The following is a 16,299-nucleotide window of genomic DNA, read 5'->3' as shown; positions in this document are numbered from 1 at the left end:
TCGGCCGATGCGCACGCCGCCCGAACAACTCCAGCAGTGGCTCACCGAGCCCGAGAGCACCCGGCTGGAGTTCAAGGAGGCAAAGGCGCGCTACGACTTCGAGAAACTGCTGCAGTACTGCGTGGCGCTGGCCAATGAAGGCGGCGGCAAGATCATCCTTGGCGTCACTGACCGCCGCCCGCGCACGGTGGTCGGCACCGCCGCGTTCGACGAACCGGGCCGCACCGAGGCCGGCTTACATCAACGCCTGTCGCACCGCATCCCGATCGAGGAGCTGAAGCTGCCCGAAGGCCGGGTGCTGGTGGTACATGTGCCCGGCCGCCTTCCCGGCACGGCGTGGCAAATCGACGGGCGTTACCTGAAACGGGCCGGCGACGAACTCGCCACCTTGGGCGATGCCGAACTGAAAGCCATCTTCGCCGAGACCGGCCCGGACTTCTCGGCCCAGGTGTGCCGGACGGCCACGCTGACGGACCTGTCGCCGGCGACCGTTGCCGGTTTCCGTGCCCGCTGGGCGCAGAAGACCCGCGACGAACGCAAGACCGGCTGGAGCGATGCGGAAACTCTGGCCAACGCCGAACTCCTAGTCGACGGCGGCGTCACCTACGCAGCCTTGATCCTGTTCGGCACGCGGCCCGCATTGGGCCGCCACCTCGCGCAGGCCGAACTGGTGTTCGAGTACCGCTCCTCGGAAGCTTCCGGCCCAGCCGCCGAGCGCGAGGAATACCGGGAGGGCTTCTTTGCCTGGCACGACGCGCTGTGGACGCGCATCAACCTGCGCAACGACCGGCAAAGCTACCAGGATGGCTTGTTCCGCCTGGAAGTGCCCACCTTCGACGAAGTGCAGGTGCGCGAGGCCTTGCTCAACGCGGTGACGCATCGCGATTACCGGCTGGGTGGCTCGATCTTTGTGCGCCAGTTCGCCCAGCGGCTCGAGGTGGTGAGCCCGGGAGGCTTTCCGCCGGGCATCACGCCGGCCAACGTGCTGGACCAGCAAAGCCCGCGCAACCGGCGCCTGGCGGAGGCGCTGGCCCGCTGCGGGCTGATCGAGCGCTCTGGCCAGGGCATGAACCTGATGTTCGAGCGCGCCATTCGCCAGGGCAAACCGCTGCCAGACTTCACCGGCACCAGCGCCCATGAGGTGCGGCTGTCCCTGAACGGGCTGATCGGCGATCCGGCTTTCGTGCGCTTCATGGAGCGACTGGGCGAAGATACGTTGCGCGGCTTCTCTACGCATGATTTCCTCGTGCTGGACCACCTGCATCGCGAGCAGCCCTTGAACGAGGCCTTGCGCTCGCGCCTGCCGCGGCTGGCGGAAATGGGCGCAGTCGAAGCGACCGGGCGGGGCCGGGCGGCGCGCTACCTGCTGTCGCAGCGCCTGTACGAGGCGATGGGCGCCAAGGGCGTGTACACGCGCAAGAAGGGCCTGGACCGCGACACCAACAAGGCGCTGCTGCTGCGGCACATCGAACGCAACAGGAAGGTGGGTGCTCGGATGGAGGAATTCCGCCAGGTGCTGCCCGCGCTGGAGCGCAGCGAGATCCAGGTGCTGCTGCGCGAGTTGGCGGCCGAGCAGGCCATCCACAAGCAGGGCGTGACCCGGGCCGCGCGCTGGTATCCCGGGCCGCCCCCGCCCGATTACAGCCCCGGCCAGCCAGTTGCAAACGAGCCGGGTTGAATTGCAATGCGTCCTGAATTTTCCTTGTTTTTCAATGGCTTAGCGCGTTGGAGCTTTTGCAACTCGCATGTCGGCGGTTGCAATCGGGGAGGCAGACACGGATGAGCAATTTCAGGTTCCTGGAGGCTGAATGGCCGCTGCTGTACGAGTCGGCCGCCAAGGCCGAAGCCCTCGTGTACGCCGACGCCCGCGCCGCCTGTTTCTACACCCGGCGGACGCTGGAGCTGGCGGTCGCATGGCTGTACAAGCACGAGCGCAGCCTGCGCTTGCCCTACCAGGACAACCTGAGCGCATTGATCCACGAGCCGACCTTCGGCCGTCTGGTCGGCGAGGCTGTCTTCACCAAGACCAAGGTGATCAAGGATCTGGGCAACCTGGCCGTCCACAGCGCGCGCAAGGTGCTGCCGGCCGATGCGCTGGCCGCCACCCGGGAGCTGTTCCATGTCTGCTACTGGGTGGCCCGCACGTACGGCCAGCGCGCCCGGCCCGATCCAAGTCTGTCATTTAACCCGGCGCTGCTCATCCAGCCCGTCGCCCCCGCGCCGGCGCAGACGTTGGACCAGTTGCAAAGGCTGCAGGCCCAACTGACGGAGCGCGATGAAAAGCTCTCCACCCTGCTGGGCGAGAAGGCCTCACTGGATGCCGAGCTGGCCCGGATGCGCGACGAAGTGGCCGCCGCCAAGCAGGCCAATGCCGCCGCGCCCGACACGCACGACTATTCGGAGGCCGAGACTCGCGACTACTTCATCGACTTGCTGCTGAAGGAGGCGGGCTGGGAACTGGACCCGAAGAAGAACTTCGAGGTCGAGGTCACGGGGATGCCCAACGCCGAAAACAAGGGCTTCGTCGACTACGTGCTGTGGGGCGACGACGGCAGGCCGCTGGCGCTGGTGGAAGCCAAGCGCACAAAGAAGGGTGCCAAGGAGGGCCAGCAGCAGGCGAAGCTGTACGCTGACTGCCTGGAGCAGCAGTACGGGCAGCGGCCGGTGATCTTCTGCTCGAACGGCTACGAGCACTGGATATGGGACGACGCCATGTATCCGCCGCGGGCGGTACAGGGCTTCTACAAGAAAGCGGAACTGGCGCTGATGATCCAGCGCCGCGCCAGCCGCAAGCCGCTCGCCAGTGCAACGATAGATGCCGGCATCGTCGAACGCTACTACCAAGTGCGCGCCGTGCGCCGCATCGGTGAGACCTTCGAGAAAGACAACCTGCGCAAGGCGCTGGTGGTGATGGCCACCGGCGCCGGCAAGACGCGCACGGTGATCGCTCTCGTGGACCAACTGGTGCGCACGAACTGGGTCAAGCGCGTGCTTTTCCTGGCAGACCGGGTGGCGCTGGTGAACCAGGCCGTGAATGCCTTCAAGCGGCATCTACCGGATTCTTCCCCCGTCAACCTGGTGACGGACAAGTACACCGAGAGCCGGGTGTTCGTCTCCACCTATCCGACGATGATGGGTCTCATCGATGATGCGAGCGATGGACAGCGCCGCTTTGGCGTGGGGCACTTCGATCTCGTCGTGATCGACGAGGCGCACCGCTCGGTCTATCAAAAGTATCGCGCCATCTTCGAATACTTTGATTGCCTGCTGGTGGGACTGACGGCCACGCCGAAGGACGAAATCGACCACAACACCTACGGGCTGTTCGATCTGGAAGACGGCGTGCCGACGGATGCCTACTCGCTGGACCAGGCAGTGGCCGATGACCATCTGGTTCCGCCAGTGGCGGTTTCGGTGCCGTTGAAATTTCAGCGCGAGGGCATCAAGTACGCCGAACTCAGCGAAGACGAGAAGGAACAGTGGGACGCCCTGGAGTGGAGCGAGGACGGTGCACCGCCGCCCGACGAGGTGGAGGCGGCAGCGTTGAACAAGTGGCTGTTCAACACCGACACAGTGGACAAGGTGCTGGCGCATCTGATGACCAAAGGCCAGAAGGTGGCCGGTGGAGACCGATTGGGAAAGACCATCGTGTTCGCCAAGAGCAACGAACACGCCGAGTTCATCGCCGAGCGCTTCAATGTCAACTACCCCCACTACAAGGGCGAGTTCGCTCGCGTCGTGACCTACAAGACGGTCTACGCCCAGAGCCTGATCGAAGCGTTCTCGGCCAAGGACAAGCCGCCGCATATCGCCATCTCGGTGGACATGCTCGACACGGGTATAGATGTACCCGAGGTCGTGAACCTGGTGTTCTTCAAGATCGTCCGCTCGCGCACCAAGTTCTGGCAGATGGTCGGGCGCGGTACGCGGCTGTGCCCTGATCTGTTTGCGCCAGGCGAGCACAAGAAGTTCTTCTACCTGTTCGACTATTGCCAGAACCTTGAGTTCTTCAGCCAGAACCCCGCCGCTGCGGAGGGCTCGGTCAGCGAGGCCCTGAGTACCCGGTTATTCAAGGCGCGACTGACGCTGGTGCATGAGCTGGACCTGAAGGCAACCAACGGCAGTCAGATCAGTGAGCCGGCCACGCAGTCCGCGGCCCCCCCAAGCAACCAAGAGTTGCGCGAGGGAACGGCAGATTTCCTTCACCAGATCGTCGCCGCCATGAACATCGACAACTTCGTGGTGCGGCCGCAGCGGAAGCTGGTGGAGATGTTCGCAAAAGCGGATGCTTGGAAGGTCTTGACTGACGATGCACGGGCAGAGCTCGCGACGCGGCTGGCCAGCCTGCCCACCGAGTTCGTCGACAACGACGAAGAAGCCAAGCGCTTCGACCTGTTGATCTTGCGTACGCAACTAGCCATCCTGCAGGCCAATCCTGGTTTCAGCGGACTGCGCGATCAGATCCGCTCGATCGCCAGCGCGCTTGAGGAGCAGGAGGCCGTGCCCGCCATCAAGGCCGAGATCGTGTTGATCCAGGCCATTGCCGGCGAGGAATGGTGGAACGACGTAACGCTCGGCATGTTGGAGAACGCCCGCAAGCGCCTGCGTGCCTTGGTCAAGCTGATCGAAAAGTCGAAGAAGAAGGTGGTCTACACCGACTTCGTCGACGAATTGGGCACCGAGACGGCCATCGAGCTACCCGAGATCGCAGACGGCCTGGACATGTCGAAGTTCAAGGAGAAGGCGAGACAGTTCCTGAAGGCTCATGAAGGCCACCTGGCCTTGCAGCGCTTGCGACGGGGCCAAGCGCTCACACCGACTGACCTGACGGAGCTGGAGCGCATGCTTACGGACGCTGGCGGCACGCCTGAACTGATTCAGAAAGCGGCTGAGGGCAAGCTCGGCCTGGGCATCTTCATCCGCTCCTTGGTCGGCATGGATCGCGCGGCCGTGTCGCAGGCTTTCAGTGACGTAATCGCCGGCACCAAGGCTACGGCGGATCAGATCGAGTTCATTGAACTTGTCGTTTCAGAGCTGACCGCCAATGGCGTCATGGAGGCGGGCCGACTGTACGAGTCACCGTTCCTCGACATCAGCCCGCAAGGGCCTGAGGGGCTGTTCCCGGTAGCCAAGGTGGAGCGGATGGTGCAGGTGCTTGAGGAGATCAAGCAGCGGGCCGTGGGATAGGCGGGCGTTGCGAAGGTCGCCGTAAGTCGCTCGCACCGGGAGGAGATAGTGGTGCGGGCGAGGCCGCGACGCCCCAGCGTCGCGACAAACGCCGGCCGACAGGCCGGCGTTGAGCCCCGAAGGGGTGAACCGCGGCAGCGGCTCACGGCGAAGTCGCCCACGACTTCGCCGCGTGCAGGGGCCGCGCCTGACGAAACGAAGGGCCGCCAGGCCCGAAGTGGCGCCCGCCCCAAGCGGGCGTCGACTGGCGTGGGGCGCCGCCCGGGTCCCGGGCCGCGCCCGGGTTCCCGCCGACGAGGGTGAGCGATAGCGTTCGCAGCCGTTCAGGCGAGACACCCGCACATCGGCGGGAACCCGGGCGCGCAGCGCTCGGACCCGCCAAAGCAAGGACGGCGCCCTAGCGCCGAAGAGGGGGGATCCGCCCAAGCGGACGCAGGGCTTTAGCCCGGCGCCCCTCTGGTCCTGGCGATCACGAGCCAATCTCGGCAGCCGTGGGCCGGGCTATGTAGCCGCTGACAAGCGGGTGCATAGCCGATAGGGGGCGATGCGGAACGAGCCCTATGTAGGGCAGACGTGCGCGCGGCAAAGGCAGGATTGCTAGACGCCGCATGACTACCCCCGCACAAGCTGCCGGCGCTCAGCTCACACAACAGCGCCCGACAAACCCGAACACGACGTGCCAGCAGAAAACGAAGCTGGCGCCGACCACTCGCGCTCGAGACAAAGAGGCAATAACGCTCGCCTGGCTCGGCATCTTCGCATGCAGCACTACGCCGCAGATCAAGAAGCTCCTGGCAATCAAGGCCGACGGCTACCTGCCGAAACTGCAACATGACGGCCTGGTGGAGGGCCGGACGGTCGGGAAGATGAACGAGAAGATTTGGACCCTGACCCCACGAGGGCGTGAAAGCGCAGCGCAAATCCTGGGCTGGCATCCTTACAAGATCCGTGCCGAGCGCGTGAATGTGTCGATCGCGTCACACAACGGAAAGGCGCAGGACATCGCCCTCGACTGGATCCTGACGCGCAAAGGTCCCCGCGTAGAAGAGATCCGCAAGTTGACTGCGTACCTCGACATGCAGCGCACCTTGAGCGTGGCCGCGCCGGACGTCGTTTACGCGAGCGAAGGCCGCTATGGAGGGGTGGTCTGGCTGGCTTGGGAAATCGAATGCAACCCCAAGGCCGACAAGGAACTCACGAACAAAGTGAAGCGCCTCGCCGAACTGCAGGTCCGCCACGGTTACTGCGACCGGCTCCACGTCGAGTGGCATATCCGGGGAGGGGAAACGGTCCTGAGGCGCTACGAAAGAGTCTGGGAAGAGGCCTGCCGCGCGCTTCGAGCCGAGATGATCAAGGACGCGTACCCCAACGAGCCGGAGATGAAGCGGATCAAGGCAATGGCCTTCCCGACCTGCAAGACGCATCACCTCCCAGACTGACCTTACCGATGCTTCGAGCTCACACCAGCCTGCACGCTGTCGGTGATCTCGCCTGACGGCCGCCAATCCGAATGTAGTCGCTACACGGCGGAGCGAACACGGCGTCGCGCAACTTTAAAGGACATATGACACCAAAACTCTGGCCCGACTCGCTCGGGAGGCACCCCTTCGCGCACGATTCGTGGTGCGGCCAAGCAATGTGGCAAACCCTCGACCTGAAGAGTTCGACAGACGAAGGGCCACTCCACGTCTTGAACCTGGCAGTACCTCCGAGCCTCCACCGGCTTGCCTGCAGCGGGAGAGTTCCGAGGGCGCTAGCCAGCTTCCTCCCATGGGGCATGGATTCGGGTGTCGGTGTGGTCACCCTGGCCGCGGTAGACGAAGCTCTGGTGGTCGTCGCGGACCTCGCTGGAAGGACGGACCTTCAGGCGCTCCATGCCGCCGGGATCGAGAACAGGGTCGCAGCGGCGGCCTGCACGGAAAAGCAGCTCGGGATATGCCCACTCTTCCCCGTAGTAGGACTCGCCGAAGCGATGAAAGAGGCTTCCTCGTGCCGACGGCTCGCCACGCGAGAGTTCATCGAGGCAGTCGAGAGCCTGCGGTGGATTCTCCGCAGTCCGGCGCTCTTTCCCCTGATCGGACGGAGTCGACAACCCGGTCCACCGCCCTTCGACAGCACCGACTTGAAGTCGCTGACGCTGAACGTGTGTCAGCCGCTCTGAAGGGCTTGCCTGACACACGCCGCACATGACGTCGGCAGACGTCGCCTTGGTTGATCTCCGAGGCACCTGAGACCCCGCCAGTTGGCGGGGTCTTCTTTTTGACAACGCCTGTCGTGTGTTTCGGCCTACCGCGTCGCGCTCTTAGAACAGGCTTGTCCGCATGCGGACTCTCGTCAACACGATCCAGAACCTGCGTGTCCCCATGCGGACACCGGTCGTCGAGGTCGCGTCCGCATGCGGACGAGCGTCAACGGGAGATGCAACCCGTTCATCCGTATGCGGACGCGAAGAACAATTCCTCGCGACGCGGTGTCCGCATGCGGACATCAACCCCTTGGGCGGGCAGCCCTTGCTTCCGCATTACCCGTGCATACACCTATTCCGCATGCGGCTAGTTTTGGCCGCAGCTAAACCGAACTGAAAAGGACAGACATGAGAATCCGTGAACGAGATGGCAACTTCTACCTGGTCCGGTGCGCGTACAGCGCGGACGCCCGCCGGGGCAAAGAAACTGGTCTGGGCTGCATCCCCTTCTGGGCGACCCCGGAAGACATCGACAGATGGTGGAAGCCGCGAGACGGCATTACGCTGACGCCGGACGAGCGTGCCCAGCTTGAGCGCCACTTGGCGTCCGCTAATCCACCCAAGGACCCGCTGGACGAGGCGGCTGCCTGGCTGAAGAAGAGCGCGACTGAACTGGCCGACCTGCCCCTGCGGGATCGCCAGGCGCGGATCCGTCAGGTCCGTCCTCAATGGACCCGGCTGTCTGCACTTGCTGGCACGAAGCGAGGCCAAGTGCAAGACGAGTAGGCGCCCCACAACGAAAAGAACGCCCAGCGCTAGTGCCCTTGAAGGACACCGGCGCAGGGCGCTCAGGACGCCGTCGAATTCAGCTGGCGAACGGATCAGACGACGACCAGCAGCTTGAGGGGCTGTCCCAGGTCGCATCCATCGTCCTGCCAAGATCCCGGTCGGCGAAAAGGTTCTCGAAGAAGTACACGGAAGGGTCCTTTCGTATCGTTGTTGTTGAGGCCGGTCTCGCCGGCGTACAGGCGGCTCAACCTGCGTGCCCCCGCACTGACGCGCGGTAGCCGGAGTCAGTCCTCGTCATCCCCCGACAGCAGCGCAAGCGCTGTCAGGAGAAAGACGACGCTGACCATGAGCAGGGAACGAGCAAATGCGGTCAGGGTCACGGAAGTCACGTCGGCACCGTTCTGCAGCGGCGAGCAACTGGATTCACGAAGCGCACTCCGTGGCGCGCGCTGCGTAGTGGATCGTGATCGCGATTTTTCGCTGCTGCATCGATCCAGTATACGGAGCGTTTCGCCGTTTGATCACACGACCGATCCACGTGTCGCGTCGTGCCGCGCGCCTCGAATTTCGACAACCGAAGACCGTTCGTCGGCTGAATCTTGTCCACGACCCATGCGTCTTACATGACCGGCATGGACAACTTTGAAAACACACTCCGAGCCTACCGCCAGATGGCGGCGGGCGTGGCGCCGGTGAGGCGGAACCCCAGTGCGCGCGAACTGGCCAAGGCGCGCGCGCTGGTGGCGATCGGACTCGTCTGGCGACATGCTGCACGCGCCTGCTGGTCTCCTGAGCAGTTGGTGAAAGGCGTCGCTGAGGCGGCCGAAGAGTGGCCCAAAGACGCCCTGCCCGAGGCGGGCGAACGCATTGGCAGCAACGGTGCTGGCGCTGCCCGGGAGGAAGGACTGCCGTCAGAAGAACGAGGCGCCCAGCTCAATCTGAACCCGACTCCTCCTGAACTCGCCTGGGCGCGCCTCACCCTGCGAGAGGAAGCGAAGCGACGCGGAATGATCAAGGACGACAGCATCGAATCGGACAGGGGAGGCGCGGGCGCCCCCCAAATTACGGAAATACAGAAAGAAGACCAAACGCCATCAAGCGGCCGTGGGGAAACGTCGGGGCATTCAGCGATCCCCGTGTCGGCGACGAACGCGATCGCCCGCGCATGGTCCGACCCAGGCACGGCTGCGCAACTGGAGAAGTGGGGGCCGGCGACGCTCGCCGCGGGCTTCACTGCGGTTCCCAGCCTGCTCCTTGCCCACCTTGAGCGCCTGGCGTTGGATCCCCTCGAAATGCTTCTGATCGTCCACTTGATCAGCTTCTGGTGGCGCGCAGGCTCGCACCCTTTTCCCTCCAAGGAGACCCTGGCAGATCGGATCGGCAAGAGCCCGACTACCGTCCGCCGGAGCATGCAGCGCCTGGAGAGGCTCGGCTACGTGGAACGGATTTCCCGCGGCCATCACGACACCAACCAGTACGACCTGAGCGGGCTGGTGCGCGCCTTGGAGAAGCTCGCCACGACGTGTGACATGCACCATGGAGCTCGCGAATGAACGGCTTGGCGCTCGGAAGTTATGTGCCCTGCACCAACGCGTGCCCCGCATGCCGTGCCCGCCGCGAATGGCACCCGGACCCGAGCGGCCCGAATGGCCAGATTTGGAGGATCTGCGAAGGCTGCCGGCTTATGCGCGACCACCGGGGACTGCCGGTGAGCGAGAGCAATCTCTGGCGTGGGATCCCGATGAATAGGCGGTGCGCAAGCCAAGCGCTGGCGCGCAGACCCGTTGACGAATCTCGGCGCAGATGCAGTATTCTGGTCGAGGAGACGGGGCCTTACTGGCAAGCGCAAACGGCAATCGCGCGCTGACCGCCGGGTAGTCCCCACGTGTTCCAGCCGCTCCAAGGGTTGGTCTGGAATCCGGTCCCACTGCAGAACGCCGGCAGGCGTTCACCAATTGCACGACCCTCGCCCACGCGGCGCAGGTCACCTCTTCATCGTTCCGCGCGCGCCTTGGCTGACAAGCGACCTCGTTCGCATCCTCTGTGTTCGCGCACGCCTTTTTTCGACAGACAGCTTGAAGACTTCGAACTGCTTTGGTGACGGCCGCCTGACGGGGGCTGCCCCGGTGTACCGGCCGGGATCTCTCTCAACCTCCTGCGGCTCCCCTCTTGCGCCGCTCCATATCGCCACCGCCGGAACCACGACGCACCCGTCCGACGGCGCAAGGCCTTCACCCGAACTTGTCGCGCTGTTCGCCTTCATCGAACGCGTCATGGCTACGCTGCCGCAATCGAGCACCGGCGCCTCGGACCTGTACGGGCCGGACGAATTGCGACAACTGACGGACAGAGCACGGGCGGCCGAGCAGTCGGCGTGGCTGCGACAGCGCGGCATCCCGCACCAGCGGGACGGATCGCGCGTTCTTGTCGCACGTCTGCACGTTCGAGCGTGGCTTGAGGGTCGCGACACGGTCGCATCTGAAGGTCCCAACTGGAGCGCCTTGAACGCTCCGCTGAAAAGGTCCGCCCAAGGGGTTGCGCATGCCTAGGCAGACCCAATACCCGCGCCTGCGGCCGCATGTTCGCAAAGGAAAGGGGGGGCGTGTGTACGTCTACTACTACTACGACATGCGGCCGGAAAACAAGCCCGACGTGCCCTTGGGCAAAGACCGGGAGCTGGCGATCGCAAAGTGGGAGGAGTTGCACTTGGGCCGGCCCCGCATCCGTGGCCGCATCCGGGAGGCGATCCAGCACTGGACTTGCGACGAGCTGCCCACCTATGCCAACGAAGGCACACGACGCAACTACAAGATGCACCTGAATCGCGTCGACGCCGTGTTCGGGATGATGACGTGGGATCAAGTCACGTTGCTGATGCTGAAGCAGTACCTGAAGAACCGCCGGAACGCAACAGATCCCACCAAGCCGGCGGGCGTGCAGGCGAATCGAGAGATGGCTGCCTTCCAGATCGTCTGGAATTGGGCGCGCCAGACCGCACCCGAAGGGCGCAACGAGGCGTACACCGCCCTGCCCTGGCCGGCAGCCGGAATGGAACGCAGCCGGTGGAAGAATCCGGAGCAGGCCCGCGAGTTCGAGGTCACCGACGAGCTCTTCGGCGCGGTGTACGTGCACGCCTGCCAGTTCCTGAAGGACACCATGGACCTGTCCTCGGCCACCGGCATGCGCCTGACCGACTGCATCAAGGTGGTGTTGCCGAAGGACGACGTGCTGCGCCTGAAGGCCAACAAGACCGGCAAGAAGGCTGACTTCGACCTGTCACTGTCGGAGGTGCTGCCGCAACTGCTGGCGCGCCGCCGCGGGTACGACGCCAACCACCTGATGCTGGTCTCCACCCCGGACGGCTTCCCCGTGCACCTGAAGGACCTGCGCCGCGAGTGGGACAAGGCCCGGGCCAAGGCGGCCGCAAAGGCGCGCGCGGCCGGCACGCCGGAGGGCGAGGCGCTCGCCAAGGAGATCGAGGCGATGTGGCTGCGCGACATGCGCAAGTACGCCGCCGACCTGGCCGAGGACGCCGAGGCCGCCAGCAAGCTGTTACAACACAGCTCCGTGGCGTTGACGAAACGCCACTACCGCACCAAGGGCGACACGCTCAAAACGACGAGGTGAGTATGGAGAGTTCTGCGGATTTCAGTCCTTGCCGGCGGTACCGATATGCACTGCGTCGTATCTGGGCGCCAGGCAAACCTTCCGCCATGTTCGTCGGCCTGAACCCTAGCACCGCCGACGAAGTGGACGACGACAACACAGTCACCCGCTGCATCGGCTTCGCCGGGCCTGGGGCATGTCGAACATTTTCGCCTGGCGAGACACCGATCCACGTGCCATGAAAGCAGCACCCGAGCCGGTAGGCCCGGAGAACGATCAGTGGCTGCGACAGCTTGCCGACGAGGCGGGCATTGTGGTGGCCGCCTGGGGCAACCACGGGCGGCACCGCGGGCGCGGTGAGCAGGTTCGCAAGCTCCTCGCAAAGCCTCAAAACTGCGCAAACTTCGAGACGCCGCCCAAGCCCGGCGCCCCCCGCGAGGGCCTCCCTAGGTTCAGGCTTTGCAGGTACTAAATATGCGAACAGCCCCTCGCCGAGGGGCTGCGAGTCAGGCCGCTCTGCGGGCGCTCACCGCCGCTGAACGAGCCCGGGCCGATTGGTCGTCGAAGTCTGCAGTCTCATCCGTTTCGTCAGTTCACCGTGAACACCCAGTCGAATGGAGTGTTCGGAGTGTCCGGGTTAAGGACGAATCGCATTTTCCCGTCAGAAAGTGAGTGAGCCCAGAAGACGTATTCGATACCGTTCCAAGCCCCGCTCCACCACTCGCGGTCGAACGACAGATAGAACCGGCAGAGCTTCTGAGTGGGGAACTTGTCGGTCAGCGTCAGCGTGCCGCTGCGCCCGGGGAGCCAGTCATAGGTGCGGCCGAGCACCACCCTTGGGAAGCTAGGGCCTGCAAGCTCCCAGCGCATGTCCTGCCCCGATCCGGAGAAAGTAAGCGTCGCACCTGGGAAGCTCGTGGGGTAGTCAGGGCCGCCGTTCGCACTGACCCACGTCAACTTGCGGTTTACAAGCGCCGCCCACCACTGTTCGCAAGTTGCCGAGGCGGCAAGCGAGCCGGTACCGCCATTGCTGGGAGATGGGCTCGGCTGCGGAGCCGGGCTCGCCGGGCCGCTTGGCAGCTTTGTATATTTCTTAGCCCCCAGAGAAGCGCTGTTGATAACGAACTCTGTGTCATCTTGCTTCGTGATCGTGCCGGTCTCGCGCGTGAAGTTTTCGAGCACGCCGTTGTTGAACTTCGGCGAGAGGACTTGCCCGGTACATGAAATAGCGTCGCAGCTGATGCCGCTAACGAGCGGTGTTCCTAGCGGCAATACGCCCGGGTTCGTTCCGAGGTTCGAGGTGCCGAAATCCTGAATGACCAGATTATCGCCGTCGAGTGCCACCACGAGGGAGTCGACGTCCTTGAACGCCCCTCCAGAAAGAAAGTTCATGGCCGCGGATATCCCGGAGTCGATGATGCTTTCGCCACCACCGCCGCCGCATGCGACTACTGCCGCGCTCAGAACAACTCCTGCACAAAACTTGGAAAACCGGATCGCATTTGCTTTCATTGAGTCTCCTCCACAGGCTGGGAAAGCTGTCGGCCAAACACGGCAGGCCGGGAGGGTCACATGCGATACAAAGTGAAACATTGATCCGCGTCAAAGGTGCAGCGCCGCTACACCTTTTGGCGGAGTGTTTCGAGAGCGGACTAGCGAAGACGACTTAGGTACAGGCGCCCGTAATGGCCCCTGTGTTCACGAACGAGATCCCGGTCGCACACGCAGTCAGTGGCAGGTGCCGCAGGTGGGCAGCTTTGTCGCCCCTAATCGGAACAGAGGAGCCGGTGGAGGAAGCGAGCAAGGAGATGTCGGCGGGACCCGAAGGAGATTGCGATTGCTTCTCAGATAAAGAAGCGCCTCCGTCGTCGTTGTCGGGGGCGGATTGTGCGACCGGCAGAGCGGCCCTCCCAACCAGATTTGAGAACGGCTAGCCCCTTCGGGCGCCTTTTTCTTTTCCGCATCCACGCGCTACAGGGGGAGGTTTCAGCCCAAAAAAGCGAGGTTGATGCGGAAAGAATCGGCCGCCAGCCCGCGCCAATCCTAGAAATGGCGTCAGACTCAAAATCTGCCGGTGGCAACACCGTGCCGGTTCGATTCCGGCCTCCGGCACCAGTCAGGCAATTCCCGACCAAAAAAGGGCCCGTGCATGAACGGGCCCTTTTTATTTTTTCCGTGCGTGAGATTCGTCGTTGCCTGCTCAAAAGGATGAGGGGTTCGTCGAAGCGTTAGCTCATCCGTGCGGTTAAGATGGCGCGCGACTAACAATATGAAACACTTCTCGCAACACGCGCTTGCGGCCGCTGCCGCATTGGTTTGCTGCACCGCCGGCGCGGTGGACACCAATCTCGCCACCGGAGGATTCACCGGCCTCTCCCTCACGCCGAATGCTCGCATTCTGGAATGGGGACAGTTGGGCCTCGTGTACGACCGCCAGTTGCCCGGGGCGGCCGATCCTTCCGGACACAACTTCCTCGCCGGCTTCGGCCTGCTGCCCTCCGTGGAGCTCGTCGGCCGCCTGGCGACGAACTCGATCCACGACAACTGCTTCACCCAGGGCTGCGGTATGCGCGACCTGTCGGCCTCCGGCAAGGTGGGAATCGGGCTGGACAGGGCCAATCGCTTCCGCATCGCCGCGGGCATCACGGACGTCGGCGGCTCGGTGACGTTTTTCCGCTCCGCCTACGGCGTGCTGACGTACTCGCGGGACACCGTCGAAGTGAGCGGCGGTTACGCGCGCCGAAGCGGGAGCGGAACCGTGACCGCGAGATCGCCGCTCGACGGCGTCTTCGGCAGCGCCGCCTGGCAGCCCTTGTCCTGGGCGCGCGGCCATGTGGAGTACACGGACGGCAACGCGTGGGCGGGCGTGCGGCTGTTCGCGCCGGCCTCCTGGCTGCCGCAGGGCTGGGCCGCGCACGTCGGCGCGAACGCGCGGCTGACGAACGCGACGGTCACCGATCGCACGTGGTTCTCCGCTGGGATCACCATTCCCCTCTACAAGGTGCCGGAGTTGCGGTCGGCGACTCCGGCGCCGCTGGCCGCGCCTGCGCCCGCCGCCGTCCCAAGCGCACCCGTCGTCCAGACCGCACCCGTCGTCGGCGCAGCACCCGTGCCGCCGCAAGCTCCCGCCGCCTCGCCGGCACCCGCCCCCGTGCGCAGCGCCAGTGACGCGGACCTCGAAGCTCTCGCACGCGACCTGCAGTCGCGCGGTCTGGAAGACATCTGGGTCGGCCGCCTGCCGGACGGCTCCATCGCGATCCGCGCCAACAACGCCACCTACAACTGGAATGCCGTGGACGCGCTGGGCGCGGCGCTGGGCGCCACCGCGAGCAGCCTCGGCGCGCAGCGCACCGTGTACCGGCTCGTGCTGACGCAGCGCCAGGTGCCGCTCGTCGCCGTCACCGGGCAGGCCGATTGCCTGCGGCAGTGGATCGAGCAGCCGGCCAGCACGTGCGCGGGAGGAGAGTTGTCCACGCCCGGCACCCTGTCGATGGACGCGGTCCAGCAGGGCGCGGCCTGGGTCGTGCGCGGCCTGCAACCGAGCTGGAAGACCTTCCGGGTGCAACTCAGCCCCGTCCTGCGCACCGCCATCGGGACGGAAGTCGGGGCCTTCGACTATTCGGCCGGCGTCAACGTCGGTTTCTCGCAGCCCCTGTGGGCCGGCGCCACCGCGGACTGGCGCATCCAGGGCGAAGTGGCGCATTCGGATGACTTCGGGCCCGGCGGCGTCTTCGAGCGCCGGCACGTGCTCCAGGGCACCGAGCGCCTCGCGCTGACCCAGACCGTGCAGTTCCCGCTCTCCCGTTGGCTGGGGGGCGCGAACGAAGCGGGCACGAGCCCGGGCGGCCTGTCGGCGGTCTCGGCGCAAGGCACGATCGGGCGCATGGGCCATCACTTCGACGGCGTGCACGGCTCGCTGCGCTGGGAGCCGGGCCAGGGCCGCCACCGCTGGACGGCGCAGGGCGGCTGGTTCCACAACAGCAAGTTCGGGCTGGTCCCGGGCGAGCCGGAAACCGCGACGCCCCTGCTTCTTTCGTATCGCTACAACCTGAATACGACCCGCACCTACCTGGAGGCGACCGGCGGGCGCTTCATGAACAACGATGCCGGCCTGCAGCTCGGGATGCGGCAGTGGTTCGGGGACGTCGCCGTGCAGGTCTACGTGCGTCGCACCAGCTTTTCCAACACGAACGCCCGCAGCTTCGCCGGACTGGAACTGTCGGTGCCGATCGGGCCGCGCCGCGACATGCAGCCTTCCGCCTTCCAGGTCACGGGCACGCCGCGCTTCTCGCACTCGATCGAGACCCAGGTCAATGCCGACGCCCCGGGAAACCCGATCGTGGTCGGCCTCGGCGTCCTGCCGCCGGCCCCTTCCATCGAAACGGTTTACAACTCCGACCGCGCGAGCCTGGTCTACTTCGAGAGCAACCTCGGCCGGATCCGGGACGCTGCAAGATGAACGACCTTCGGGGCAGCCCTCCCCGTTAGGAGGAACACCGTGAAGGGCCCGTGCAAGCACGGGCCCTTTGCGT

Annotated in this window: 12 protein-coding genes; 11 read left to right on the top strand and 1 reads right to left on the bottom strand. The window is 64.8% G+C overall.

Features of this window, described 5'->3' with window-relative positions; genetic code table 11:
• The first annotated feature begins 7 nt into the window (after window positions 1-7).
• The 10 genes from JJ685_RS23700 (at window position 8) to JJ685_RS30510 (ending at window position 12,239) form a co-directional block, all read left to right on the top strand.
• On the top strand, window positions 8-1,678 hold the full coding sequence (locus JJ685_RS23700; protein ID WP_201676827.1) for an ATP-binding protein: 1,671 nt from the start codon (window positions 8-10) through the stop codon (window positions 1,676-1,678).
• 101 nt (window positions 1,679-1,779) lie between these two features.
• Window positions 1,780-5,187, top strand: coding sequence for a DEAD/DEAH box helicase family protein (locus JJ685_RS23695; RefSeq protein ID WP_201676826.1), 3,408 nt, complete (start codon window positions 1,780-1,782; stop codon window positions 5,185-5,187).
• A 608-nt stretch (window positions 5,188-5,795) separates the two neighbouring features.
• Window positions 5,796-6,626: a hypothetical protein gene (locus JJ685_RS23690; RefSeq protein WP_201676825.1), complete on the top strand. Its 831-nt coding sequence runs from the start codon at window positions 5,796-5,798 to the stop codon at window positions 6,624-6,626.
• Between the two features lie 197 nt (window positions 6,627-6,823).
• Window positions 6,824-7,348, top strand: coding sequence for a hypothetical protein (locus JJ685_RS23685; protein WP_201676824.1), 525 nt, complete (start codon window positions 6,824-6,826; stop codon window positions 7,346-7,348).
• A gap of 432 nt (window positions 7,349-7,780) precedes the next feature.
• Window positions 7,781-8,158, top strand: coding sequence for a hypothetical protein (locus JJ685_RS23680; RefSeq protein ID WP_201676823.1), 378 nt, complete (start codon window positions 7,781-7,783; stop codon window positions 8,156-8,158).
• A gap of 626 nt (window positions 8,159-8,784) precedes the next feature.
• Complete coding sequence (locus JJ685_RS23675) at window positions 8,785-9,714, top strand: helix-turn-helix domain-containing protein (RefSeq protein WP_201676822.1); 930 nt, start codon at window positions 8,785-8,787, stop codon at window positions 9,712-9,714.
• A 720-nt stretch (window positions 9,715-10,434) separates the two neighbouring features.
• On the top strand, window positions 10,435-10,710 hold the full coding sequence (locus tag JJ685_RS23670; RefSeq protein ID WP_201676955.1) for a DUF4224 domain-containing protein: 276 nt from the start codon (window positions 10,435-10,437) through the stop codon (window positions 10,708-10,710).
• A gap of 55 nt (window positions 10,711-10,765) precedes the next feature.
• The gene (locus JJ685_RS23665; protein ID WP_330901831.1) at window positions 10,766-11,788 is read left to right on the top strand and encodes a site-specific integrase; all 1,023 of its coding nucleotides are present in this window, start codon (window positions 10,766-10,768) and stop codon (window positions 11,786-11,788) included.
• 2 nt (window positions 11,789-11,790) lie between these two features.
• Window positions 11,791-12,009, top strand: a complete 219-nt coding sequence (locus tag JJ685_RS30515) for a DUF1643 domain-containing protein (RefSeq protein ID WP_201676821.1) — start codon at window positions 11,791-11,793, stop codon at window positions 12,007-12,009.
• Entirely contained in the window at window positions 11,964-12,239 is a 276-nt protein-coding gene (locus tag JJ685_RS30510) for a DUF1643 domain-containing protein (RefSeq protein WP_201676820.1), read from the top strand. The genes JJ685_RS30515 and JJ685_RS30510 overlap by 46 nt, the downstream gene beginning before the upstream one ends.
• 116 nt (window positions 12,240-12,355) lie before the next feature.
• Here the strand turns inward: JJ685_RS30510 and JJ685_RS23650 are convergent, their stop codons facing one another.
• Window positions 12,356-13,279, bottom strand: a complete 924-nt coding sequence (locus JJ685_RS23650; protein WP_201676819.1) for a hypothetical protein — start codon at window positions 13,277-13,279, stop codon at window positions 12,356-12,358.
• Window positions 13,280-14,036: 757 nt separating this feature from the next.
• Between JJ685_RS23650 and JJ685_RS23645 the strand changes: the two genes are divergently transcribed.
• A complete protein-coding gene (locus JJ685_RS23645; protein ID WP_201676818.1) occupies window positions 14,037-16,226 on the top strand; it encodes a YjbH domain-containing protein in 2,190 nt (729 codons plus the stop codon).
• Window positions 16,227-16,299: the final 73 nt, after the last annotated feature.

This window comes from Ramlibacter monticola (genome assembly GCF_016722785.1).
GTDB lineage: Bacteria > Pseudomonadota > Gammaproteobacteria > Burkholderiales > Burkholderiaceae_C > Ramlibacter > Ramlibacter monticola.
Note: the sequence above shows the minus strand (reverse complement) of the source record. Positions and strands in the feature narration are given on the sequence as shown.

What these genes read in the sequence shown, in the direction of transcription:
- JJ685_RS23700 (WP_201676827.1), top strand. Translation starts at nt 8, where the DNA reads ATGCGCACGCCGCCCGAACAACTCCAGCAGTGGCTCACCGAGCCCGAG.
- JJ685_RS23695 (WP_201676826.1), top strand. Translation starts at nt 1,780, where the DNA reads ATGAGCAATTTCAGGTTCCTGGAGGCTGAATGGCCGCTGCTGTACGAG.
- JJ685_RS23690 (WP_201676825.1), top strand. Translation starts at nt 5,796, where the DNA reads ATGACTACCCCCGCACAAGCTGCCGGCGCTCAGCTCACACAACAGCGC.
- JJ685_RS23685 (WP_201676824.1), top strand. Translation starts at nt 6,824, where the DNA reads ATGTGGCAAACCCTCGACCTGAAGAGTTCGACAGACGAAGGGCCACTC.
- JJ685_RS23680 (WP_201676823.1), top strand. Translation starts at nt 7,781, where the DNA reads ATGAGAATCCGTGAACGAGATGGCAACTTCTACCTGGTCCGGTGCGCG.
- JJ685_RS23675 (WP_201676822.1), top strand. Translation starts at nt 8,785, where the DNA reads ATGACCGGCATGGACAACTTTGAAAACACACTCCGAGCCTACCGCCAG.
- JJ685_RS23670 (WP_201676955.1), top strand. Translation starts at nt 10,435, where the DNA reads ATGGCTACGCTGCCGCAATCGAGCACCGGCGCCTCGGACCTGTACGGG.
- JJ685_RS30515 (WP_201676821.1), top strand. Translation starts at nt 11,791, where the DNA reads ATGGAGAGTTCTGCGGATTTCAGTCCTTGCCGGCGGTACCGATATGCA.
- JJ685_RS30510 (WP_201676820.1), top strand. Translation starts at nt 11,964, where the DNA reads ATGTCGAACATTTTCGCCTGGCGAGACACCGATCCACGTGCCATGAAA.
- JJ685_RS23650 (WP_201676819.1), bottom strand. Translation starts at nt 13,279, where the DNA reads ATGAAAGCAAATGCGATCCGGTTTTCCAAGTTTTGTGCAGGAGTTGTT.
- JJ685_RS23645 (WP_201676818.1), top strand. Translation starts at nt 14,037, where the DNA reads ATGAAACACTTCTCGCAACACGCGCTTGCGGCCGCTGCCGCATTGGTT.